This window comes from Bacteroidota bacterium (genome assembly GCA_025059945.1).
Classification (GTDB): Bacteria; Bacteroidota; Rhodothermia; order JANXDC01; family JANXDC01; genus JANXDC01.
This window is the reverse complement of the sequence record JANXDC010000004.1, coordinates 136,826-160,230: the sequence shown is the minus strand read 5'-3', so window position 1 is coordinate 160,230 and position 23,405 is coordinate 136,826. Positions and strand designations below refer to the sequence as shown.

Genomic DNA, 23,405 nt, shown 5'->3' with positions numbered 1-23,405 from the left:
GGGCCCGCAGCGATGTCCAGGCGATCTACGGTGGCCTTCGCATACGCTAGAGGCGCCCTCTTCTGCGGCCTGCTAGGAATCCTGGGCGGATGCCGCGCGGACGATCCGAAGCTTACTGAGGCGCTACTGGCTCGGCTGCTTGCGGAAGCGCATCTAGTGGAGGCGCGTTATACGGAAAAACGAGCCCGTGATTCCGCTTTCGCCGCCGTCTGTCGGGCTTACGGAGTGGACACGGCTCGGTTTTTCCGAGCTTATCGATCTGCCGTAGAGGACCCGCAGCGGCTGCGAAGGCTTCAGGAGCGCGCCTTGCGGTGGTTGGAGCTCGGCTCGGATACCTCGCCATGAGCACGCCGGAAGACCTCAGCCTACGCTTTCGATCCCGCTTCTTGGTACCCGAGGGCGTTGTGGAGCTGCGCGCCTTCACGCACGGGCTTATGCCCTGCACGGTGCCCGAGATGATGGCCCGTTTCGCGGAGGACTGGGCCCTGCGCGGGGTGGACGCCTGGAATCAAGTGCCCAACCATTGGGATCCAGGGGATCCTACTCCGGTGGGCTGGTGGAACCTGCCGGAGTACCTGGGCGACCGCTTCATCGCCCCCCTGCTGGGGGCCCAGCCCGGAAGCTGCATCCTGCTTCCCAGCGTGCATTGGGCCGTGCAGGCCTTGTTATCCTGCCCCGAGCCCTTTCGGGGCCGCAGACGCCTGGTGTGGACGGAGGCCGAGTTTCCTTCGGTGCGGCATAGCGCTCTGCGGTGGGCCCAAGCCGAAGGCTGGGAGGCCGTAGAAACCCCATATCCGAGCTCGGCAAAGGCCCTGCACGCCTTGCTGGAGGCGATCACGACGAACACGGCCCTGGTCTTCGTAAGCCATGTGGCCTTTTTGACGGGAGAGCGCCTGCCGGATGCCGTCATCGCGGAGTTGGTTGATCGGTGTCGCAAGACCGGCTCTTTACTTGCGCTAGACGGCTATCATGCCGCGGGCTCACGACCCATTCGGGTTCAGGAGCTGGGCGTGGACTGCTACCTCGGGGGGCTGCTTAAGGAGGGGTGCGGCTCAACCGGAAACGCTTTTCTGTACATACGGCCCGGATTAGAGCTCAACCCGCGCCTGGGGGGCTGGGTGGGAGAGGCCGATCCTTTCGCCTTCGAGGAAGCGTATCGCCCGCATCCAAGTGTGCGCCGGCGTTTTCTGGGCGGAACGCCCGCCATCGCCCCTTTGTATCACGCCGTGGAGGGGGTGCGGATCCTGCTGGAGGCTGGACTAGAGGCGGTTGAAGCGGACAACGCAGCCAAGACGCAGTGGCTGCTGGAGGCTATTCGGCGTTCGCACGTACTAGGCCGCTCGGTCCGGATCGCATCCCCTGAGGATCCGGACCGACGCGGCCCTATGCTGGTGCTCGAGGTGCCCGAGGCCGAATGCTTGGTCCGTTGGCTCGCTCAACGGGGCATCCTGCTCGACAGCCGACGGAACCGCCGAGTGCGCCTAGCCCCCTTTGTATGGAATAGCTATCCAGAGCTGGAACGCTTCATAGAGACCCTGCAGGAGGCGCTGCGTTCGGGGGCTTACCAGGAAGCCCCTCGATCCCTGGGCCCTGTGCCCTAGGAGGTCACCCGGGTGAGCACAACCGAGATCGAACGCCCGCTCATGCCCATGCTCATCGACCCCACTAGCTGCCCGTTTTTGAGCTCTAACTCCAGCTGCGTGCGCACGGTGCGTTCCTGTCCGTCGGGTGTCTGAAAGGTGCGCACTTGCTCCAGCAGGACCTTGCTACCCTTGATCTCCACCTTGTTGAAGGGCATTTTCCCCTGCGGGGTGGACCAGTAGGCGGCAAGACCCGCTTCGGTTTTCTCAAAGATCAACTGCCGCTCCCCCATGGCGCCCATCATACGACCGCCCCCACCGCCCGCAGGCGGGTTTGCGGGGGTTTGAATCTCAAGCCTCCAGGTGCCCGCCAGCTGATCGGGCTCTAGCGTCTGAGCACGCGCATCCCAAGCGCTCAACTGCGCCAGCACCCCAGAAAGTAAGAGGATTCCCAAAGCGCGCATAGCTGAACCTCCTGTCGCTTAGGGTTCTTGCGGAAGGGTATCCATAGGCTTTGGAGGCGCGGGCCGTAGGGTATCCCACCTCCGAAAGCGCCGTTCCTCTTCCCGAAGCCCGAGGCGTCGCTCGCGCCGCAGGCGCTCCAGACGCTCCCACTGGGCGTCTGTGAGGACCGGGCGGATCGCCTCTCGGTAACGCTGGGCCATAGCGCGCAGCTCCCGACGAAAGCGCTGCCGAAGGGCGTTCATCTGCTGCGCGTGCGCTCGGGTGATCTCCTCCAGCCGCCGCGCCTGTTCGGGGGTGAGCGCCAGCTCCTGGCGGACTTTCGCCCAAGTGCGGCGCTCTAGCAAAAGCAGCTCCGGACCACCCCGGAAGCGCGAATGAAGCAGGAAGCGATCCACGAAAACCCCCGCTCCGATCCCGGCTGCGAAGATGAGCACTCCCAGTAAAACAGGCCACAGCCATCGGGCTCTCATGGCGAAGGCTCCTCCGTGGAAGCGCTCTCTAATAGGATCGGGCCAACCGCATCTGCCGTCAACGGCTCAGAAGAGGAGAGCATAATCAGTTCAACGCGGGTAAAGCTCTCCCAGCCGTTCCAGCTCCAATCGAACTCATGCCCCTGACGGGCCGCCATCCAGGCCAAAACCCAGAACGCCACGGCGGCCGCAGCGGCCCAGTACCAAAGGCGCTTGGCCCAATGGCCAACCCAGAGCGTGTGCCCAACGCTGCTGGGTAGGGTCTGACTCCAAAAACGCTCCAAAGCCTGATCCGGCGCCGAGGGAGCGGGAAACTGACGGGCCTGCTCCAACAAGGCCCGATAACGTATTGCCCACAACGTGCGCTTCATGACCTAAAAGCCTCCGCATGCGTGCGCAACCACTGTATGATCTTACGTCGCGCTCGGAAAATACGGGTTTTGACCGTACCCAAGGAGACCCCCGTAATCCGGGCGATGGTTTCGTAGTCCAATCCCTCTACATCGCGCAGCACCAACGCCTCGCGCAGCGGCTCCGGCAGGGCCCGAATGTAGCGCCACAGACGCTCGCGATCCTCGGCGCGCTCCAGCTCCTCATGGGGAGACTCCGTCCTGGGCCCCATCAGATGAAGCTGCTCCGGATCGGGCTCCGGAGCCCAATGACGCTGCCGCACCTGCCGGCGCCGAAGGACGTCCCGCGCATGATTCAAGGCAACTTGATAGGCCCATGTGCTGAACTGCGCATCCTGCCCTCGAAAAGAAGGTAGATGCCAATAGAGTTTGAGCATCACCTCCTGCAAGGCGTCGGCGGTTTCCTCGGGATGTCCCAGTACCGAGTACACAAGCCGGTACAACCGCCCATAATGCCGACGCATGAGCACCGTGAACACCCGATCCCGATCGGCCTCCGAATGGCGAAACCGTTCTACGAGCGCGCTATCGGTCCAATCCTCCAATCGGAGCACGGGCATCGCGAACGTACGGTCGTTTTTTAGACGACCTCGCATCCGAAAAGTTCGCTGGTGCGGCGACCCTTGGCAGAAATGGCAAAACTTTTGCTCAAGCCCTAAAGTGTCCCCCAACCCGAGCATAGAGCCCCTTTAAGGGCGGCATAAAATAGACAAAAGTCCCCTCCCTTTTAGAGGGTGTGCTAGGGGCACGAAGGAGGTTTTTCACTAAAGAGGGGAAGAAAGGTAGTCGAAATGGACCTAGCTCTCCAAGAGGCGCGTCGTCTGGAGGCCCTGGCCCGGTATCAGATTTTGGATACCCCGCCAGAGCCCATGTTCAACCGGATCGCGGAGCTAACGGCGCGCATTTTCAATGTGCAACTGGCCTTCGTTGAGCTTGTCGACGATCGACGCATCTGGTATAAGGCCTGCGTGGGCTTTGACCGAGGCGAGGTGCCCCGAGAGGGCACGCTGGCGGATCTAGTGGTGCGCACCGGCGAGGTGCTCTTCGTCGAGGACGCCACGCAAGATGCGCGTTTTCGGCATAGCCCCTACGTAACGGGCCCTCCCTACGTGCGCTTTTATGCGGCGGCGCCCCTTGTTACGCCCGACGGATTCGTGATTGGGGTCTTGGCCATGGCCGATCCCCATCCCCGCACGCTTACGGACAACGAGCGGCACATCTTCCTTGAGATGGCCCAGCAGACGATGAACGAGATCGAGCGCCGCTATGCGCTTCTAGAGCTCCAGGCCTCCGAGCGACGGATCAAAACTATCTTGGAATCCTCCGGGGACATCATCTTCACCCTGGACGCCGAGCATCGGCTCACCTACCTCAACCCAGCCGCGGAGCGCTTCTTTGGCCTTAGCCAGGATCACCTCCGGGGGTGCCATTTCTGCGAGCAGGTTCTGCCCGGCTTTCGGCGCCCCCTCTGCTATGCGCTCAGCGCGCACCTGGTTGACCTACACGGGGAGGTGCGCGTGGAGGTCCCCGTGCATACCTCCCAGCACGCGCGACGTTGGCTCAGCCTGTACTTCACGCGCCAGCCCGGCGGGGAGGCGGACGGCGCCTTCACTTGCGTGGCGCGGGACGTCACGGACAGGCGTGAGGCCGAGGAACGCCTCCGCCAAAGCGAGGGGCGCTTCCGCTTGGCGCTTTCGTTTCTGCAGGAAGGCATTACGCTGTCCGACCCCGAGGGCCAACTGCTCATCTACAACCCCGCCATGGAGAAGCTAACGGGCTACAGCCTGGAGGAGGTGCAGAGCACAGACCTGCACATCCTTCTATATCCCGATCTGAGCGAGCGACAGCAAGCTCTGGATGCGCTCTTGGAACTGCTCCGAACCGGAAAGCCGCAGCAAATCGAAACGCGCATCCGACGCAAGGACGGCGGCGAGCGCCTGGTGCAGGTCTCGGTGTGCCTAGTGCCCTACGAGGGCAAGGCCATGTTTCTAAGTAGCTACCGGGATATCACCGAACAGCGCCAGGCTCAAGAGGCTCTGCGGCGCCGGGATGCGATCTTGGCCACGATCGCGGACTGCGCCCATGAATTATTGCGAAGCTCCGATATAGGGGAAGCCATCGCGGATACCCTGACACGTTTAGCCCGCATTACGCAGGCCCGGGGGGCGGCCCTATGGCGCTGTGAAGAGGCTTGGCTGAAACTAGAGCGCGCGGCATTCGAAGGGGCACAGCCCGATCCCCCTCTGCCCAAGGCGCTGCCCATGGAGGGCGCATTGGCCGCTTGCAGAGCAAACGTGTTCATCCATCGAAAAGGGATTTTCGCCTGCCGCGAATGCGTATCCGACCCCGAAATGCTGAAGCTTCTCGAAAGCCTGCACGCGGACACGCTGGCCGTTGCGCCTATCTTCGTGGGCGAAACCCTCTGGGGTGTACTCAGCCTGCATCATGAGGACACCTATGACTGGCTCGAAGCCGAACGCGACGCGCTTCTGGCCGCCGCAAGCCTCATCGGATCGGCCCTGCAGCATGAACGCAACGAATCCGCCCTTCGGCAAGCCAATCGTATGCTGCAAGAGCAGGCTCTGGAACTGGCCCGCGCTCGGGACGAAGCCCAGCAGGCCAGCCTGGCCAAGAGCCAGTTCTTGGCCAATATGAGCCATGAGCTGCGCACCCCCATGAACGCGATCATCGGCTACACGGAGCTGTTGATGGAGATCCTGGAAGAAGAAGGACAAACGGAGCACGTAAAAAACCTCCAGAAAATCCACACGGCCGCGCGCAACCTGCTCGGCATCATCAACGACATCTTGGACTTCTCCAAAATCGAAGCGGGCCGCATGGAGCTTTTCGTCGAGGAATTCGACCTGGAGCCGTTTTTGGAGGAACTTGCGCACACGATCGCTCCGCTTATGGCGAAAAACGGCAACCGATTCGCCATCCGCGGCCTGCGCAAAATCCGCCTGCGGCAAGATCCCGTCCGACTGCGTCAGGTGCTGCTGAATTTGCTTTCGAACGCGGCCAAGTTCACGGAAAACGGGCGCGTTCTTCTGCGCGTCCGACGCAGCCGATCTCCGGCGGCGGAGCCCGTGCTCGTTTTCGAGGTGGCGGACACCGGCATCGGGATCGCACCAGAGCACCTGCCGCACTTGTTTGAGGAGTTCCGGCAAGCCGATATGTCCACCACGCGCAAGTACGGCGGTACGGGCTTAGGGTTGGCCATCTCGCGCCGACTGGTCCGTATGATGGGTGGGGAGATCTCCGTCGAAAGCGAGCCGGGCAAGGGCTCCGTATTTAGCGTCTGCTTGCCGCAATGCCTGCCCAAACGCGAGGGCGGCGATCTGCCGAAACCCGAACCACCCCCGCATCCCCCTGTGCTCGGAGGAGATGGGCCCGTAGTGCTCACGATCGACGACGATCCCTCCGTCGGCGAGCTGATCCAGCATTATCTGAGCCGAGAAGGCTACCGGGTCGTTTACGCCGCCTCCGGAGAAGAGGGCCTAGAGCTGGCCCGTAGGCTCAAGCCCATCCTGATCACGCTGGATGTGCTTTTGCCCAAACAAGACGGATGGGCGATCCTGCGAACGCTCAAAACCGACCCGCAGACGGCCCACATCCCGGTGGTGATGTTGAGCTTTTTGGAAGACCGCCATCTGGGCTATGCCTTGGGGGCGGACGATTACCTGCTTAAGCCCGTGGACCGGGAGCAACTGCACCGGGTCCTGGCCCGCTTCACCCCTGAACACCGACCGGGCCAGGCGCTGATCGTAGAAGACGACGAGGCGCTGGCGGAGCTCATGACGCAGGCGATCGCCCGCGAGGGATGGCAGGTAGCTTCGGCCCCCAACGGCCGAGAGGCCCTGGAGGCCCTGGCGCAGAGCCGCCCGGATGTGATCTTTCTGGATCTCATGATGCCCGAGATGGACGGGTTCGCGTTCCTGCATCGGCTACGGCAGCATCCCGATTGGCGGCAGTTGCCCGTCGTGGTGGTCACGGCCAAGACCTTATCGCAGGCTGAGATCCAGTACCTAAACGGGGGCATCCTCTGGATCCTGCAAAAAGGCCTCTATGACCAGCTTAGCTTGCTGGGGGAAATCCGGCGCATATTGCGTTACGTGGGAAGACGCATCCTCAATCCCAGTTAGCCTGGCTATGCGGATCTTGCTCGTTGAGGACAACGAAATGAATCGCGATATGCTCGTGCAGCGGCTTCAGCGGCGGGGCTTTAGCGTGCTTACGGCGCACGATGGAGCCGAGGGCGTGGAGCTGGCTCGCCGAGAGCGGCCCGATCTGGTGCTCATGGACCTGAGCCTGCCCGTCATGGACGGCTGGGAGGCTACGCGACAACTTAAAAGCGACCCCGACACAGCCTCCATCCCCATCATCGCCCTTTCTGCGCATGTGCTGCCGGCCGAACGCGAGCGGGCCCTAGCCTGCGGAGCCGACGCCTACGCCACCAAGCCGGTGCATCTGCCTGAACTGCTCGGCCTCATCAAGCGCCTAGATCCTCGCCGAGGCCCCGATGCCCCATAAACCCGCCCATATTCTGATCGTCGACGATCAGGAGTTCAACCGCGACCTGCTTGTGCAGCGGCTGCGGCGCGAAGGCTACGAGCCGGAAGCGGCCGAAAGCGGCCCACAGGCCTTGGCATGTATTGCCCGGCGTGTTCCGGATCTCATCCTGCTCGACATCATGATGCCCGGCCTAAGCGGCTATGAGCTCATCTCGATACTGCGCGCGCAGCCGGCCACCCAGGAGGTGCCGATCATCCTGGTCTCGGCCAAGGGCGAGACCGAAGACATCGTCCAGGGCCTGAGCTTGGGGGCCAACGACTACGTGACCAAGCCCGTCAACCTGCCTGTGCTCAAGGCCCGCATCGAGACCCAGCTCCGCCTGCGCCGCTCCCTGGAGCAGGTGCGCATGCTCAGCCAAGAGAAAGACGAAATCCTCTCGGTGGTATCCCATGACCTGCGCTCTCCGCTTTCGGGCATAGCGGCCCTGTCGCGCCTGTTGCTCTCAGAAGAGATGGGACCGCTCACCTCGCTTCAGCGGGAGGCGCTTCAAGATATCGCGCAGACAGGCGAACGGCTGCTGCGCCTGGTAAACGAATTGCTGGATTGGGCCCGTCTGCAGGCCGGACAACAAGAGCCGAACTGGGAGCCCATTTCGCTCGGGGAGCTGCTATCGGAAAGCGTTCAGGCCCTGCGGGGAGCCGCCCTAGAGCGGGGGGTGCGGCTCCTCTGGACTCCTCCGGAGACCGCCATTACGATTTTAGGCGATAGCACATGGCTTTTCCAGATCTTCAGCAACTTGATCGGAAACGCCATCAAGTTCTCCCCCGCCGGCGGAGCGGTTACGATTCGGCTCGAGCACAGCGCAGAACAAGTGAACGTGGAGATCTCCGACGAAGGTCCGGGCATACCCCCAGAGGAGCTGGAGCGGATCTTCACGCGCTTTTACACGGGCAGCCGCGCCGGTCCCAGAAAAGGGGCCGGCTTGGGTCTGCATATCTGCAAGGTCCTCACCGAGCGCCTGCAGGGGCAGATCAGTGTAGAAAACCGCACCGAAGGAGGGGCGCGATTTCGGGTGCGTTTTCCCGTACAGCGCTCCCTTCCGGCGGCCGTCTCCTAGGGACTTGTGCCTTCCGGAAACCCAAGCGTATATTTAATTCCTGCGTCGGGGCTGTAGCTCAGTTGGCTAGAGCGCCAGAATCGCACTCTGGAGGTCAGGGGTTCGAATCCCCTCAGCTCCACAACAAGAAGGGTAAGTCCTGTACGGCCAGCTCCCGCTGAACCCCGCCAGGCCCGGAAGGGAGCAACGGTAGGCGGTCGCAGCGGCGCGATACAGGGAAGCTTACCCTCATTTTTTATGCGCCTACCTTCGCCTTAGACCGGCTTCGCTTAGCCATCCAGGCATCCAGGGAATACCTTCCCCCTCCGTACAGCAGAAAGCCCAAAGCCACAAACAGGTACAGCAACGCCAATTCGCGCTCCGCAAACGGATCACCGGCGTGGCGCCAGAAGGCGGCCACGGTCATCGTGATCAGAATAAAGGCCGCGGCCGGACGCGTGGCTAGCCCCAGGGCGAGCAGCGCACCGCCGATGAGCTCCGAAAGAGCGGCCGCGGCGGCGAAGAACTCCGGGACCGGAAAGCCCATCCGTTCTACGGAATCCACAAAGCGCTCCCAACGGCCAGGTTCAAAGAGCTTAGGCCAACCGTGGGTCATCATGCCGAGCCCGGCCAAAACGCGCAGGGGCACCCATGCGTAGGAGGGGAGCGACTCCAGTATCGGACAAGCAAATCGCATATACGCCCCGAGTCCTTCTCGCCCCTATATTAACCGGGGCCTGAAAAGGAAGGTAAATGCGCGATGCGCTGGATCGCAAGGCTTGGCCAGTTGCTCAAGGGCCCTCTACCCGGACCCGAGGCGCAGCGCGAAGCCTTTCCCGATGCTCCGGATCGGGTGGCTCGCTGTGAGCCGGGGGCCCGTCCAGCGGCCGTGCTGGTGCTCTTTTACCCTCGGCCGAGGCGTTGGTGCTTTCTTTTGGAAAAGCGTCCGGAAAACCTGCCCGTGCATCGCGGCCAGATCGGGCTGCCGGGTGGGGCCCAGAAGCCATGCGATCCCTCTCCGGAGGCCACCGCCTTGCGGGAGGCGGCCGAGGAGTTGGGGCTGGATCCGTTGGCCGTTGAGGTCTTAGGCCGCCTAAGTCCGGTCTACATCCCCGCATCCGGCTTCGTCGTCACCCCCGTGGTGGGCTGGCAACCGCATCCGCCTCTGTTGCGGCCGAATGGGCGCGAAGTGGCCCGGGTGCTAGAGGTCTCCACGCGCGCGCTACTGGATCCGGGCCGCTTTCGATTGGAAACCTGGACCCTGCACGGCCGCCCGCAGCGCGTGGGCTGTTTCCGGTTTGGCGGGGAGACGGTTTGGGGGGCCACGGCTATGATCCTATGTGAGCTGCGGGCGCTGCTGCGCCAGCGAAGCTCCAGGTCGGCTTTTTGCAACTTTAGGTAAAACCCTCCGAAGTTGCACTGAAGCCCTCCAAAGGGAGCCATGAAGGTTATCGAACACCTTGAGCGGGCTCGCGAGACACTTGTGAGCTACGAAATCATTCCGCCCAAGCGGGGGGGAAACATTCAGCACATCTTCGCCCTTGTGGAGAGCCTGCTGCCCTTAAATCCGCCCTTTATCAACGTCACCAGCCATGCGGCCCAGGTGGAGTACGAAGAGCTGCCCGACGGCACTTGGCGGCGTCGCGTGATCCGCAAACGCCCCGGCACGATCGGCCTATGCGCGGCCATCCAAAACCGCTACAACATCGATACCGTAGCGCATTTGCTCTGCCACGGTTTCACCCGCGAGGAAACCGAAGACGCCTTAATTGAGCTTCACTACCTGGGCATCCACAACGTTATGGCCTTGCGAGGGGACGATCCAGGATATCGTAAGATGCTCACCGACGGACGCACGCGCAACGAGTACGCCGTGGATCTGGTGCGTCAGATCGTAAACATGAATCAGGGCCGCTACCTGGAACCCGATCTCCTGGACGCCGCGCCCACGGATTTTTGCATCGGGGTTGCGGGCTATCCGGAGAAGCACTTCGAGGCCCCCAACCTGGAGCGGGACCTCAAGCACTTAAAAGAGAAGATCGATGCCGGGGCCCACTACATCGTCACGCAGATGTTCTTCGATAACCGGAGGTTTTTCGACTTCGTGGCCCGCTGCCGCGCCATTGGCATCACCGTGCCCATCATAGCGGGCCTGAAGGTGATCACGAAAAAGTCACACCTTGTGAGCATCCCCAGCCATTTTCACGTGGAGATCCCGGAGGAGCTGGCTGCAGAGGTGGAGCGCACGCCTCCTGAACGCGTCGTCGACGTGGGAGTGGAGTGGGCGGTTCGGCAATGCGCAGAGCTCATGGAGCATAAGGTGCCGTGCATCCATTTTTACATCATGCAGGACACCTCAGCCGTTATCCGCGTCGTAGAGAGCTTGCGCAAGCTGGCCTGAAGCCACTGAGCTGCTTGCTGTGCGCGTGCTTGCTTGCGGGGATGGCGCGCGCTCAAGGCGCCGTCGAAGAGGCCCAGCGGCATCTGGAACGCGCCTTGGAGGCAAGCGGACGGGGGCGCTTGGCGGAGGCCGCCTTGCTGTACCGCGCCGCCGCGCGCCTGCTTGCGCAAACCGGACGGGTGCGTTCGGCGACCGTGGCCTTGGACAGCTTAGGTCAATGCCTGCGGCGGCTCAACCGCTCTTGGGAGGCCCTGGAGGCCTACAACGAGCTCCTGCGCTTGGATGTCGGCTACGTCCCCGCCTATTTAGCCAAGGCGCGCATTTATCTGGAGACGCAGCAACCCCGAAATGCGCTCGAGACCCTGGAGTTGGTCCAGCGCTTTGCCCCCGATCAGCCGGAGCGGCTTGAGCTACTGTCTCGGGCCTATCTCGCGTTAGGGCAGCCTGCGGAGGCTGCGGCCACTCTGCAGCGGCTGCTGGCCTTACGAGCTGATCGCACCTACCGGGAAGCCCTCTGTATGGTCCTGGAGGCCCGGCGTGAGCAGCTGGAGCGGTTAAACGCCCCGGATAGCCTGCAATGGGCTTTGGCCCTTGAGCTAGGCCGCTGCTACCTCGCCTTGGGCCGTACGGAAGAGGCTCTGGCCTACTTTCAGCTCGCCACACGCCGGTTGGGATTCGAGGCCTTCACAGGGCTAGCGGAAGCGCACCTAGCCCAGGGGGACGTAGCCGCCGCGCGCGCCGCTTTGTACCAGGCCGTCGGGCTAGCCGCAAAAACAGCGGATGCGGCCGCCGCCTATCGGGCCTTAGCGGACCTTTTTGAGCGAGCGGGACAACCGGCCCAAGCCGCCCGCATGCGCCAACGCGCCCTGGAGCAAGACCTTCGGCAAACGGTTCAGCGCTCGGCCAGCGCGCTGCGGCAGAGCTACGAGCAGGAGCTTCTCTGGTGGCAGCTAGAGGCCGGCTACGGTTGGTGGATGCCGCTTCAACTTGCAGGCCCCCTGCGGATGCGACCCGCCTGGGCGAGCCGGCAGACGTATTGGAGCGCGCAGGTTACGGTTCGGCTCTTGCGCAGCCCCCTGCAAGCCGGTTTGGGCTACAGCCAAGACCTGGGCCCCGAGTGGCGATATCTCTTCGGCAGCTTAGGCCTCAACTTCACCGATCCATACGAGGCTTTCGGTTGGGTGCTCGTGCCCTCGGTGCGCTACGGCATCGCCCCTCTCGATTTTGAGGCCTTCACCTATGAGCTTCATGTGCTCTTAGGGGTGCGCGTGCTGTTTGTATCGCTTGGAGGTGAGTTCCTCCTGCATCGGCCGCTGCCGCGCGAACCGGGCTGGCGCGCCGGGGCTGGCGGTTTCTTGCGGCTGCACGTCAACTAAATAAAAGCCTTCAGGGCCTATCCGAGCTGGCCAGCCTGCGCAGCACGCGCCGGAAGATCTCCGTAAGCTTGGGCTCCGCCTCCTGCGCCGCGGCGACGACCTCCTCGTGCGTAAGGGGCCTTAAGGCCTCCGGAAAGCATTCGTCCGTGATCACGGAAAGACCGAGCACGCGCATGTCCATGTGCCGAGCCACGATCACCTCCGGCACGGTGGACATCCCAACCGCGTCGGCGCCGATCCACCGCAGAAACCGGTATTCGGCGCGCGTCTCCAGGTTCGGGCCGGCCACGGCCACGTAGACGCCCTGCTGTAGCTTGATCTTGGCCTCCAGGGCCACCTCCTCCGCGAGGCGGCAGAGCTCCGGATCGTATGGGGCGCTCATGTCCGGGAAGCGGGGCCCCAGCTCCGGATCGTTGGGCCCGATCAGGGGGTTATCCCCGAGCAGGTTGATGTGGTCCACGATCAGCATCACGTCCCCCCGACGGAAAAGTGGGTTCATGCCGCCGGCTGCGTTGGAGACGAAGAGCATCTCGGCCCCGAGCTTTTTCATGACCCGGACCGGATATGTGATTTGCTGCATCGTGTAGCCCTCGTAGTAATGGAAGCGCCCCTGCATGGCCACCACAGGATGTCCCTCCAGATGCCCGAAAAGCAGCCGTCCGGTGTGGCTTTCAACCGTCGACAGGGGAAAATGTGGAATCTGCTCGTAGGGCACAACAAGTTCCAGCTCGATATGCTCGGCCAGCGACCCCAGGCCCGTTCCTAGGATGATACCCACGCGGGGCCGCAGGGCCGTGCGGGCCCGTAGCAACGTCACTGTCTCCGCAAGCTGCCTGCGCAGCTCCTCTACTGAAATCGGCATACGCAACCCCCTTGACTTAAGATGCGCCATCGGAAGCGAAGTTGAGGGGACCGCCCAAGGCGGCGCAAGATCTATTCGAGTTGGTCCAAAATGCGTCGGATCTGCCGGATCTCCTCCTCCGAGGCCACCGCGGAGCGAGGCTCCAGCTTCTGCAGAGCAGCGGGCGCATCCGAGGGGGAAGGCTCAGCCGAGGGTTCGGGGAAGGCTGGCGCGGAAGCCATAGCCGCTAGCTCGGTCTTCATCTCCTGCTGCGAGGCCCTCTCCAGCTCGGGGACATCCCCGGATGCCTCAGCTTCGAAACGCTCCAGAAGCCGCAGCTCAGATTCCAGCAGGGATCGAATCCGCGCCAGGATCTCCTGCCGCTGCGCGATCAAGCGGGCTAGCTGCGTCTGCAGGCGCGTCCGCTCTTCGTGGACGCGCAACAAGAGCTGACGCGCCTTGAGCTCCGCTTGCTCCAGCAAAACCTGAGCGCGGCGCTCGGCGTTGCTTAAGGCCTCGCGGGCCATCTCGCGTGAGGTGGCCAGGGTCTGCTGCAGGGCCTCTTCAACCTTCTGATAATGCTCCAGGCGCTCCTGAAGCTCGCGGACCTGGCGGCGCAGGTTCTCCAGCTCCTCCTCCCGCTGCTCCCAGTAGGTCGCTAGAGCCCCTAGAAACGCCTCAACCTCGCCGGGATCGTATCCGCGCACACGACGCGCAAAACGCTGCTTGCGAATGTCACCAGCCGTTAGCCGCATCTGGACGCCCCCCGGTGGCACTTTCCTAATATGGCCGTTTTCAGCCTGCTGCGCAACCGTCGGGAAACCCCACATGGGGGGAACGGGGTTTTAGCCGTTGGAAGCCAACAGGAGACCCCCCAGAATGAGAAGCTGCCTTCTGCGCGCAGGGCTACTAGGCTGTTTACTTCCCTTTTCGGCCTCGGCGCAACCGGCCACTGTACAGGGGCGCGTGGTGGACTTTTCCACACAAGAGGGGCTTGCCGGGGCCTCCGTGCTCGTTTTGGGCACCTCCGTGGGCACCGCAACCGACGCCCAGGGCCGGTTTCGGCTCCCCGGCCTTCGGCCCGGCACTTATAGACTACAAGCGCGCATGCTGGGTTATGAGCCGGCTGAGCAGACCGTCACGCTGCCGCCGGGAGGGACGGTACAGATCACCTTCGCCCTCCGGGAGCGTAGCCTGGAGATCTCCCCCGTAGAGGTGACAGCCGAGATCGTACGCGACGCCCGCCAGACCGAGTCCGGCGTCGTCTCCCTGGAGCCGCGCGCGGCCAAGGCGCTCGCCGGAGGCCTGGAGGACGTGCTGCGGGCTCTGCAGGTAATACCCGGCGTGATCGCCACGGCCGATTTTAGCGCCCAGCTCACGGTTCGGGGCGGGGGGCCAGATCAAAACCTTATCCTCATCGATGAGGTGGAAGTCTTCAATCCCTATCGGCTCTATGGCACGATCTCCATGTTCAATCCGGCCGTAGTCGAGGACATCACGCTGCTAACGGGTGGGTTCCCGGCCCGATACGGGGACCGGCTTTCTAGCGTGCTTGCGGTAACCCAACGGGAGGGCGTGCGCACAGCGGCCCTTTCCGGCAACCTCAACATCAACATCGCCAACGCTAACCTCGTCGTCGAGGGCCGACTGCCCTGGGACGGTTCGTGGCTGCTCACCACCCGGCGCACATACTACGACCTCATCGTCGGACCCATCGTGAAAGCCGCCGGCCTGCTTCAGGGCGATGTGGCCTTTCCGAACTTCACGGACCTGCAGAGCAAGCTCGTGCTGCGCCCGCGGCCCGGACATACGCTGTCGCTGCTGGGCATTTTCAGCTGGGATGCGTTTGACCTGTACACGGTCAACCGGGACACCTCAGCCCGCAGCAGCGCGGTTCGGCGCCTGGAGGCTCAGGATCTCACGCGCAACGACGTGCTGAGCCTAAGCTGGACCTACTCGCCCTCGGGCCGTTGGGGGATGCGCTGGATTAGCTCTTGGTATCGCAACGGGGGGCGCAGCAACTTCGGAGGCGAGTTCACACCCCGAGACGCCTCCCGCGACCTTCAAGTGGTCGTGCGCGACACGGTGAACACCTTTAACTTCGAATACGACCAGTCCTTCGGTTTTACCAAGTGGAGCCTGTCAGCCCGGCTTTTTCGCAGCTGGGGGCGGCATTTTCTGGAGGCAGGATTCGGCACGGATTGGCTGCAAAACGGGCTTACGTATGAGCTGCGGTTTTTAAATGAGTTCTCGCGCGCCCTTTTCCAAGCCGTACAGCGCCTGCCGCGCGGACCAGGCGCGTTTCCGGAACGCATCGAGCAGCGCACAACCTACGGCCGCTGGCATGCGTTCGTGCAAGACCGCGTACAACTCGGGGAGCGCCTGTACCTGCAACCCGGGCTGAGGCTGGATTACTACGGCCTGCTCGGACGCGCTTACCTTTCGCCCCGCCTGAACGCCTCCTATCAGCTAGACGCCCAGAGCACGCTGCGCCTGGCCTGGGGTCTGTTTCGGCAATCGCCGGGTCTAGAGAAGATCATCGATCAGAGCGTGGTATTCGACCTCTCCAACCCCCAGGCGCTAAGGCGGCTGCAGGCGGAAACAGCCGCCCACTACGTATTGAGTCTAGAGCGCTGGCTAGATGCCCGTTGGGTGCTGCGCCTGGAGGGATACTACAAAGCCCTGCGGGATCTGCTGGTGCAAAGCAAAACCATCCGACCCGTCTGGCGCGCGGTGCGCCTGCCCGATACGCAGGACCGCCCCAACGACCCAGCTGCATATAGGCTCGTACAGAACTATGAAGAGGTGCTCGAAGCCATCCCGGTAAACGCCGGTCGCGGTCGCGCCTACGGAGTGGAGCTGCTTCTGGAGAAACGCCGGGCCGGCTCCCAAGACCGGCTTAACGGCTGGCTAAGTTACGCCTACGCGCGCGCCTACCGAGAACGGGACGGCTACGCGATCCCCTTTAACTACGACCGTCGGCACGTAGCCAACGTCGTGCTGCAGTATCGTCTGAACCGATCCTGGGAACTGGGCCTCACCTGGCGTTACGGCTCGGGCTTCCCCTACACGCCGGCCATCGGATATGAACCCCTAGTGGTGAGCGAGCTCAACGCGGCCGATCCAAGCCAACCTCCTCAGGTGCGTCTGGCCACGAACGCGCGCACGGGGCTTGTGCGGTACCGGCCTGTTTTCGGTTTGGAATCCCAATACAACAGCGCCCGTCTGCCCGCCTACCATCGGCTAGATGTGCGCGCGGTCTATCGCGCCGCATGGGGTCCAAGCCGCTGGGAGCTTTACCTGGACGTGATCAACCTCTACAACCGCAAAAACGTGCTTGCCTACCGCTATCGGGTGGAGCTAGACCCCAGCCGACCCGCAGATCCCCCGCGTCTGGTGCGGGAGGCCACGACGATGTTTCCGATCTTGCCCACGCTGGGCCTTAGCGTGGCTTTTTGACTCAGCGGCTCAAATACAGAGAGCGTATTTTATAAGGCCGCTGGAAGTGTTCGTCTTTTAGGTCGCGCACGAAGACGATCGCCTCGCCTGTGGATTTCATCTCCGGACCGAGCTCGCGCTCCACTTCGGGGAACTTCTCGAAGGAGAAGACGGGCTCCTTGATCGCATACCCATCCAAACGAGGCACCAGCAGATGCCGGAACTCCCGGAGCTTACGCCCCAGCATCAGCCGCGTGGCGATGTCCGCCAGAGGCACGCCCGTGGCCTTGGCCACAAACGGCACCGTCCGGCTGGCGCGCGGATTGGCCTCGATCACGTAGACGGTCTGCCCCTGCACGACGAACTGCACGTTGATCGCCCCCACGACCGCAAGCCGTCGCGCGATGCGCTCCGTGTAGTCGCGGATTACGGCCTGAACCTCCTCGGAGAGGGAAAACGGGGGCAGCACGGCCGTGGAGTCGCCGGAATGCACCCCGGCCGGCTCGATGTGCTGCATGATGCCGCCGATGTAGAGCTCTTCGCCGTCGAAGAGCGCGTCTACATCGACCTCGATGCCGTTTTCCAGAAAGCGATCGATAAGCAGGACGTTATCGGGCAGCATCTCGTAGATGCGCTGCACGTAGGCCGCCAGCTCTTCATCGTTGACCGCGATGCGCATCCCCTGTCCGCCCAACACGTAACTGGGCCGGACTAGAACAGGATAGCCGATCTGATGCGCCACCTCAATGGCCTCGGCCACTGAATGGGCCACCCCATAAGGAGGATACGGGATACCAAGCTCTTTAAGCAGCGCAGAGAACTTACCCCGGTCCTCGGCCAGATCGAGCGATTCGAAACGCGTGCCCAGAATCGGGATGCCGTGTTCGTGCAGCTTTTGAGCCAGCTTCAAGGCCGTCTGCCCCCCAAGCTGCACGATCACCCCGATGGGCCGTTCGTGCTCCAGGATATCCCAGACGCGCTCCCAATAGAGGGGCTCAAAGTAGAGCTTATCGGCCACGTCGAAGTCCGTGGAGACCGTCTCGGGGTTGCAGTTGATCATGATGGCCTCATAACCCTCATCGCGCGCGGCCAAAACGCCGTGCACGCAGGAATAGTCGAACTCGATGCCCTGGCCGATCCGGTTGGGGCCGCTGCCCAGGATGACGACCTTGGGGCGCTCGGTGCGGATGGACTCGTTTTCGGGGGGGTTGCCCCAGGCGTCTTCGCGCTCATAGGTCGAGTAGTAATACGGGGTCTCGGCGGGGAATTCGGCCGCGCAGGTATCGACGAGCTTGAAGACGGGGCGAAGGCCCATGGACAGGCGTAGCTGCCGCACCGCCTCTTCGCTCGGCCTGTCCTGCAACAGATAGGCGATCTGGGCGTCGGAGAAGCCCGCCTGCTTGAGCTCCAGGAGCAAATCGCGCGGCAGTGTGCGCAAGCTGTGGCGCCGGGCTTCGCGTTCCAGTTCCACCAAGTAGCGGATCTGGTGCAAAAACCACGGATCAATACGCGTGATATCCCACACCTCCTCTACGGAGGCGCCCAAGGCGAAGGCGTTGCGGATCTGCAGAAGCCGATCCCAGTAAGGGCGGCGCAGGCGCTGACGCAAGAGCTTCGGATCCAACACGTCGCGGCCGTCCATGCCGAGCCCAGCGCGGCCCACTTCAAGCGACTGCCAGGCCTTCTGCAGAGCTTCTGCGAAGGTTCGGCCGATGGCCATGACCTCGCCTACGGCCTTCATCTGCATGCCGAGCTCCTCGTCGGCCCCCGGGAATTTGTCGAAGTTCCAGCGTGGGATTTTGACCACCACGTAGTCGATAGCCGGCTCAAAGCAGGCGCTTGTGGTACCCGTTACGTCATTGGGCAGCTCATCTAAGGTGTAGCCGATGGCGAGCCGGGCGGCGACCTTGGCTATCGGGTAACCTGTAGCCTTGGAGGCCAGGGCCGAAGAACGGCTCACGCGCGGGTTGATTTCGATCGCCACCATGCGCTCGGTCTTGGGATCGACGGCGAACTGCACATTGCAGCCGCCGGCGAAGTTCCCGATGGCCCGCATCATGCGGATGGCCATATCGCGCATCCGCTGGTACATCCGGTCCGTAAGCGTCTGCGCCGGGGCCACCGTAACGGAATCGCCCGTATGGATGCCCATGGGGTCGACGTTTTCGATCGGGCAGACGATGATGACGTTGTCGTTGCGATCCCGCAAAAGCTCTAGCTCGAATTCCTTCCAGCCGTAGATGCACTCCTCGATGAGCACCTCGTGGACCGGGCTCATCTGGAGGCCCCGAAGCACCTTACGCTCGAATTCCTCGCGCGTCCAAACGATCCCGGCCCCCGTGCCGCCCAGAGTGAAAGAGGGGCGGATCACGAGCGGAAAGCCGATCTCCTCGGCGATCTCCTTGGCCTCCAATAGGCTACGAGCCAGCCGGCTGCGGGGGATGTCGATGCCGATCCGCAGCATGAGGTCGCGAAAGGCTTGTCGATCCTCCGTGATGCGGATGGCGTTGATGTCGGCCCCGATGATCTCGATGCCCTGTTCGCGCCAGAAGCCCTCGTTTTCCAGTTCCACGGCCAGGTTCAGGGCCGTCTGCCCGCCCATAGTGGGCAACACCGCATCGGGGCGTTCCAGAAGGGCCACCTCACGCACGTTCTCCGCCGTAAGAGGACGCAGGTAGACGCGATCGGCCATCATGGGGTCGGTCATGATGGTGGCCGGGTTGGAGTTGATGAGCACCACCTCGATCCCCTCGGCGCGCAGCGCCCGACAGGCCTGGGTGCCGGAGTAGTCGAACTCACAGGCCTGGCCGATGATGATCGGCCCGGATCCGATGATGAGCACCTTTTGGATGTCGTCGCGTTTGGGCATGGCTAGGCGATCACCTTCTGCTGTACGTACGCCTCCAGACGGGCGCGGAACTCATCGAAGAGATATCGGCTATCGTGCGGACCCGGACAGGCCTCGGGATGGTATTGCACGCAAAAGGCGTTGCGGCCCACGAAATCCAACCCCTCCACGGTGCGGTCGTTCAGATTGAGGTGGCTCACCTGTGCGATCGCGGGATCAACGGATTCCCAGGCCACGGCAAAGCCATGGTTTTGCGTGGTGATCTCCACCCGTCCGGTGCGCAGGTTCTTGACGGGGTGATTGGCCCCTCGATGTCCCGTATGCATTTTGTATACGGTAAAGCCCGAAGCCAGGGCCATGAGCTGATGACCCAGGCAGATCCCAAAAAGGGGCAGGTCGGTTTCCTGAAGGAAGAGGCGCACCGTCTCGATGGCGTACGGCATGGCGTTCGGATCACCCGGGCCGTTGGAGAAGAAAACGCCATCCGGATTCCAGGCCAGCACCACCTCAGGGGGCGTTTGGGCGGGAAAGACGCGCAGCGAGCAGCCGCGCGCGCGCAGCTGCTCCAGGATGCTGCGCTTGACGCCATAGTCATAGACAGCGACCCGAAACGGCCCATCGGCGGGCAGATCGTAGGGCTCCGGGGTGCTTACGCGCGTGGCCAGCTCCAGACCCTTCATGGAGGGCCAGCTTCGGGCCTTGTGTATGAGGCTTTCGTTGTCCAGGTCCACTGCGGAGATAACGGCGTTCATGGAGCCCTTCTCGCGCAGGTGCCGCACGAGCATGCGCGTATCCACCCCCGTGATGCCCACGATACCGTGCCGCTCCAGCCACTCTCCCAGTGAGGTGTCCGCGTGCAGGTTGCTGTGGGTCGCGGAAAAGGCGCGCACGATCACCCCCTGCACCATCGGCTTGGAGGCTTCAGAGTGGTCCTCGGTGACCCCGTAGTTGCCGATGTGCGGATAGGTCATGAGCATAAGCTGGCCGAAATACGAAGGATCGGTGAAAATCTCCTGATAGCCCGTCATGCTCGTGTTAAAGCAGAGTTCCCCGGCCGTCTCCCCTACACGGCCGATGGCCCATCCCGATACGACCACGCCGTCGGCTAAGGCCAGCTTGGCGGGCATGCGCTTTTTCGGCATCATTCCCCCCGTGCGCACATACCGTTCTGTTTCTAGAAGCCAGACCGCATCAGCGTCTGGCCTACGGATACAAAAAAAGCGGCGCTCGGGCCGCTTGCGATCCGTTGCTTTGCGCTCTTCGGGTTCCGGCGCGCCACCTCTGCATTGCGATCGCTTGCGAGCCCCGCAGCTGGATGCCACTCCAGGCTCGTCGTCGCCTAATTGCTATGGAGGATGACGCTCCCATACGATTCGGGGACAAAAGTATATGCGCAGCGAAGAGGCGCGCAAGGGGGCGACTTCAGGCCTCGTACTCCAGCTCGGTCTGGGCCTCTACGGCGCCCAATTGGGCCTTTAAAGGGGCGCGCAACAAGTCCCCATTCCAGGGCAAAAGGCGCTTCAAGGGAGCCTGCCGAACAGGACAGGAATCGATAGCGCACAGGGCGCAACAGGCTGGCCAGCAGGGCTCAGTGTGCACGATCACGTCTGTCGGCTCCGGGCACCGAGCCCGGAACAGCTCATGGATCGCGTGCTCGGCCTCATGGCTCTGTTGCAGGGTCCAGTAGTAGGGCAGAATGAGGTGAAAATCCACATGCAGCGTCGCTCCGCTCCGCCAGAGGCGCAGCCGATGGGGGGCGATCCACCCCGGCTGCCGACCTTGCTCCAGAATCTGAGCCACGCGCTCCAGTATGGAGGGATCGGCCTCATCCATGAGCCCCGCTACGGCCTCACGCACCAGTTTGTAGCCGGCCCGCAGGATGTGCAGGCCAACGGCGATCGCCACCGCGGGATCTAGCCACCACAGGCCGGTCCAGCGCACGAGCAGAAGCCCCATTACGACCCCGGCGCTCGTGTAGGCGTCGCTCAGCACATGATGGCCGCTGGCGCGCAGCGTAGCTGAGCGCGTCCGACGCCCTGTATGAATAAGATACCCTCCTAAGGCGGCGTTCACGAGTCCGGCTCCGGCTACAAGAGCGGTACCGGCCTCCAGGCGCTGCGGCGGTATCCCCGCAAGCAGAGCCTCGACGGCCTTGTAGCCAATCGCCCCGCCAGCGAGCATGATCAGGGAGCCCTCAAAACCGGCGGAGAAGAACTCGATCTTTCCATGTCCGTAAGGATGGGTTGCGTCCGGAGGTCGGGCGGCCAAGTGCACGGCCACCAAAGCCAGCAAGGCCGCCACGACGTTGATGATCGATTCCAGGGCATCGGACAAGACCGCAGCCGATCCCGTAAGCAGATAGGCTGAAAACTTGAGCCCCAGCAGCACAACGCCCACCGCAAGCGACCAGCGAGCGGCCCGCAGGCGATTGGGAACATCTAGCATAGAATGCGCATCCATACGTTCTAAAATACGAGCGGGACACAAAAAAGGCCCGGCCAGATCGGCCGGGCCATGCAAAGCGTTTGCAGGGGGACTAGCGTTTAAGCTGCACGGTCTCCTGGAGCATCTCATCGGAGGTCGTGATGATGCGGGCGCTGGCCTGAAAACCCCGCTGCGTAACGATCATGTCCGTAAATTCGCTCGCCAAATCCACATTACTCATCTCCAGAGCTCCACTTACCATGGTTGTGGCCGTATCCTCGCTGGCTCTATAAAAGACGATGGGTCCTGAGGTGGCATTGGCCCGGAAGATCCCGTCCCCGATATGCTCCAGCCCCTGCTGATTGGGCACATCCCCTACGGCCAGCTGTGCGATCGGCCTTCTCTGTCCGTTGCTGTAGAGCACCTCCAGGATACCGTGAGAGTCGATCCGAAACGTCACGAAATCCCCTTTGGGAAAGCCGTCTTGGGATTCCACCCGGGCCGTAGAGGCCCCCTCATACTGAACCAGACTACCTAAATCGAGCTGGATGACCTGATTCCCAAGGGGTCCGGGGCCATCCGGATCGAACTCCACCTCCACGCGGCTATCCCCACTGCCAAACGGAATCAGCCGACCTTGAGCGTCGAATTGCAAAGGCACCGTCACGGTGTCTGCATCGGTATCCGTGTCAGCGGGCACGGCCCCTGTGGGTTGTCCAATATTGAGGAAACCGCCTGCGTTATCCTGCACCCGGATCAGAGCGTCCCACTGGCTGGCGCCTGTGCGGCGGAACTCCACGATCATCGTACGGGCCACCCCTTGAGCGTCATAGATCACCGTAGAGATGGTGTGGGCCTCCGGCTGCGTGGGCGAATACGGCGGCAAGGAGGCGTTTAGGTTGCCCGTTATCCTGACCAGCTGCGTCTCCTTGGGCTCGGAGACCCCGTAATCTGTGAGCCGTATATCCGTGAGCTTGCGGTTCAGATCGTAGATAATGCGCCCGTCGGCGTCGCGCTGTATGTTGCCAGAGGCGTCCAGCCTGGGCTGGAAGGTCCAACCCTGCACGTTGAACCCGTTGACGTTTACGAGTTCACCGCGGTTGTTGAACTGGAAGTTGCCCGCGCGCGTGAGCACGATCTCCTTGTCCTTGCGCAACACAAAAAAGCCCGGACCATCCAGGGCCACGTCCGAGGCGATGTTGGTCGACTCAAAAGAGCCCTGCGTAAAGCGCCGGTCGATAGAGGCCACAGCTACGCCCAGACCGATCTGAGCCGGATTGATGCTGCCCCCCACGGCGCCGCGACCCGAGCCCAGCAGGCTTTGGCCCAGAAGCTGAGCAAAGGTGACGCGTGAGCTTTTAAAGCCGATCGTGTTGACGTTGGCGATGTTGCTGCCCACCACGTCCATACGAGTCTGATGCGACCGCATGCCCGAAACGCCCGAGTACAGAGAGCGGATCATGACGCTACCTCCTTTGGGTTTAGGGTTTAAACACGGCTTCCGTCGTTCCGCCGTGTACGGGCCTCCCGTCTCGGGTCCAGCC

At 62.8% G+C, this 23,405-nt stretch carries 20 protein-coding genes, 1 tRNA gene and 1 other RNA gene; 11 read left to right on the top strand and 11 right to left on the bottom strand.

The window, feature by feature from the left end:
* Positions 1 to 12 precede the first annotated feature (12 nt).
* The gene (locus NZ993_02635; GenBank protein MCS7154692.1) at positions 13 to 345 is read left to right on the top strand and encodes a hypothetical protein; all 333 of its coding nucleotides are present in this window, start codon (positions 13 to 15) and stop codon (positions 343 to 345) included.
* Entirely contained in the window at positions 342 to 1,601 is a 1,260-nt protein-coding gene (locus NZ993_02630; GenBank protein MCS7154691.1) for an aminotransferase class V-fold PLP-dependent enzyme, read from the top strand. The genes NZ993_02635 and NZ993_02630 overlap by 4 nt, the downstream gene beginning before the upstream one ends.
* On the opposite strand, the gene NZ993_02625 is transcribed toward NZ993_02630, so the two are convergent.
* From NZ993_02625 to NZ993_02610, 4 genes are read right to left on the bottom strand one after another with little or no spacing between them, the layout of a single operon-like run.
* Positions 1,598 to 2,044, bottom strand: coding sequence for a hypothetical protein (locus NZ993_02625; GenBank protein MCS7154690.1), 447 nt, complete (start codon positions 2,042 to 2,044; stop codon positions 1,598 to 1,600). The genes NZ993_02630 and NZ993_02625 overlap by 4 nt on opposite strands.
* 18 nt (positions 2,045 to 2,062) lie before the next feature.
* Entirely contained in the window at positions 2,063 to 2,515 is a 453-nt protein-coding gene (locus NZ993_02620) for a Spy/CpxP family protein refolding chaperone (GenBank protein ID MCS7154689.1), read from the bottom strand.
* Positions 2,512 to 2,886: a hypothetical protein gene (locus NZ993_02615; GenBank protein ID MCS7154688.1), complete on the bottom strand. Its 375-nt coding sequence runs from the start codon at positions 2,884 to 2,886 to the stop codon at positions 2,512 to 2,514. Before NZ993_02615 ends, NZ993_02620 begins: the two co-directional genes overlap by 4 nt.
* A complete protein-coding gene (locus NZ993_02610) occupies positions 2,883 to 3,485 on the bottom strand; it encodes a sigma-70 family RNA polymerase sigma factor (protein MCS7154687.1) in 603 nt (200 codons plus the stop codon). The genes NZ993_02615 and NZ993_02610 overlap by 4 nt, the downstream gene beginning before the upstream one ends.
* Before the next feature lie 231 nt (positions 3,486 to 3,716).
* On the opposite strand from NZ993_02610, the gene NZ993_02605 reads away from it, so the two are divergent.
* The 5 genes from NZ993_02605 to ffs all read left to right on the top strand — a co-directional run bounded on the left by NZ993_02605 (position 3,717) and on the right by ffs (position 8,785).
* Positions 3,717 to 7,067 carry a response regulator gene (locus NZ993_02605; protein ID MCS7154686.1) on the top strand — a complete coding sequence of 1,117 codons (3,351 nt, stop codon included), beginning with the start codon at positions 3,717 to 3,719 and terminating at the stop codon, positions 7,065 to 7,067.
* A gap of 7 nt (positions 7,068 to 7,074) precedes the next feature.
* Positions 7,075 to 7,455: a response regulator gene (locus NZ993_02600; protein MCS7154685.1), complete on the top strand. Its 381-nt coding sequence runs from the start codon at positions 7,075 to 7,077 to the stop codon at positions 7,453 to 7,455.
* Positions 7,445 to 8,554, top strand: a complete 1,110-nt coding sequence (locus tag NZ993_02595; protein MCS7154684.1) for a response regulator — start codon at positions 7,445 to 7,447, stop codon at positions 8,552 to 8,554. Before NZ993_02600 ends, NZ993_02595 begins: the two co-directional genes overlap by 11 nt.
* A 47-nt stretch (positions 8,555 to 8,601) precedes the next feature.
* Positions 8,602 to 8,675: transfer RNA gene (locus NZ993_02590), tRNA-Ala, on the top strand.
* A gap of 9 nt (positions 8,676 to 8,684) precedes the next feature.
* Positions 8,685 to 8,785: signal recognition particle sRNA small type (gene ffs, locus NZ993_02585), an RNA gene on the top strand.
* A 4-nt stretch (positions 8,786 to 8,789) separates the two neighbouring features.
* On the opposite strand, the gene NZ993_02580 is transcribed toward ffs, so the two are convergent.
* Positions 8,790 to 9,230: a DoxX family protein gene (locus tag NZ993_02580; GenBank protein ID MCS7154683.1), complete on the bottom strand. Its 441-nt coding sequence runs from the start codon at positions 9,228 to 9,230 to the stop codon at positions 8,790 to 8,792.
* A gap of 63 nt (positions 9,231 to 9,293) precedes the next feature.
* Here NZ993_02580 and NZ993_02575 point away from each other — a divergent pair, with 63 nt between their 5' ends.
* From NZ993_02575 to NZ993_02565, 3 genes are read left to right on the top strand one after another with little or no spacing between them, the layout of a single operon-like run.
* On the top strand, positions 9,294 to 9,935 hold the full coding sequence (locus NZ993_02575) for a CoA pyrophosphatase (GenBank protein MCS7154682.1): 642 nt from the start codon (positions 9,294 to 9,296) through the stop codon (positions 9,933 to 9,935).
* 39 nt (positions 9,936 to 9,974) lie between these two features.
* Positions 9,975 to 10,934 (top strand): methylenetetrahydrofolate reductase [NAD(P)H], encoded by a 960-nt coding sequence (gene metF, locus NZ993_02570; protein ID MCS7154681.1) that lies wholly within the window; start codon positions 9,975 to 9,977, stop codon positions 10,932 to 10,934.
* A gap of 41 nt (positions 10,935 to 10,975) precedes the next feature.
* On the top strand, positions 10,976 to 12,310 hold the full coding sequence (locus tag NZ993_02565) for a tetratricopeptide repeat protein (protein MCS7154680.1): 1,335 nt from the start codon (positions 10,976 to 10,978) through the stop codon (positions 12,308 to 12,310).
* A 10-nt stretch (positions 12,311 to 12,320) separates the two neighbouring features.
* On the opposite strand, the gene NZ993_02560 is transcribed toward NZ993_02565, so the two are convergent.
* Positions 12,321 to 13,172, bottom strand: coding sequence for a purine-nucleoside phosphorylase (locus tag NZ993_02560; protein MCS7154679.1), 852 nt, complete (start codon positions 13,170 to 13,172; stop codon positions 12,321 to 12,323).
* A 71-nt stretch (positions 13,173 to 13,243) separates the two neighbouring features.
* Positions 13,244 to 13,906 (bottom strand): DivIVA domain-containing protein, encoded by a 663-nt coding sequence (locus NZ993_02555; GenBank protein ID MCS7154678.1) that lies wholly within the window; start codon positions 13,904 to 13,906, stop codon positions 13,244 to 13,246.
* 124 nt (positions 13,907 to 14,030) lie between these two features.
* On the opposite strand from NZ993_02555, the gene NZ993_02550 reads away from it, so the two are divergent.
* A complete protein-coding gene (locus NZ993_02550; protein MCS7154677.1) occupies positions 14,031 to 16,610 on the top strand; it encodes a TonB-dependent receptor in 2,580 nt (859 codons plus the stop codon).
* A gap of 1 nt (position 16,611) precedes the next feature.
* On the opposite strand, the gene carB is transcribed toward NZ993_02550, so the two are convergent.
* The 4 genes from carB to NZ993_02530 all read right to left on the bottom strand — a co-directional run bounded on the left by carB (position 16,612) and on the right by NZ993_02530 (position 23,323).
* The gene (gene carB / locus NZ993_02545) at positions 16,612 to 19,458 is read right to left on the bottom strand and encodes a carbamoyl-phosphate synthase large subunit (GenBank protein ID MCS7154676.1); all 2,847 of its coding nucleotides are present in this window, start codon (positions 19,456 to 19,458) and stop codon (positions 16,612 to 16,614) included.
* Between the two features lie 2 nt (positions 19,459 to 19,460).
* Positions 19,461 to 20,564, bottom strand: coding sequence for a glutamine-hydrolyzing carbamoyl-phosphate synthase small subunit (gene carA / locus NZ993_02540; protein MCS7154675.1), 1,104 nt, complete (start codon positions 20,562 to 20,564; stop codon positions 19,461 to 19,463).
* 295 nt (positions 20,565 to 20,859) lie between these two features.
* Complete coding sequence (locus NZ993_02535; protein MCS7154674.1) at positions 20,860 to 21,882, bottom strand: cation diffusion facilitator family transporter; 1,023 nt, start codon at positions 21,880 to 21,882, stop codon at positions 20,860 to 20,862.
* A gap of 91 nt (positions 21,883 to 21,973) precedes the next feature.
* A complete protein-coding gene (locus NZ993_02530) occupies positions 21,974 to 23,323 on the bottom strand; it encodes a flagellar hook protein FlgE (GenBank protein MCS7154673.1) in 1,350 nt (449 codons plus the stop codon).
* Between the last annotated feature and the right edge of the window lie 82 nt (positions 23,324 to 23,405).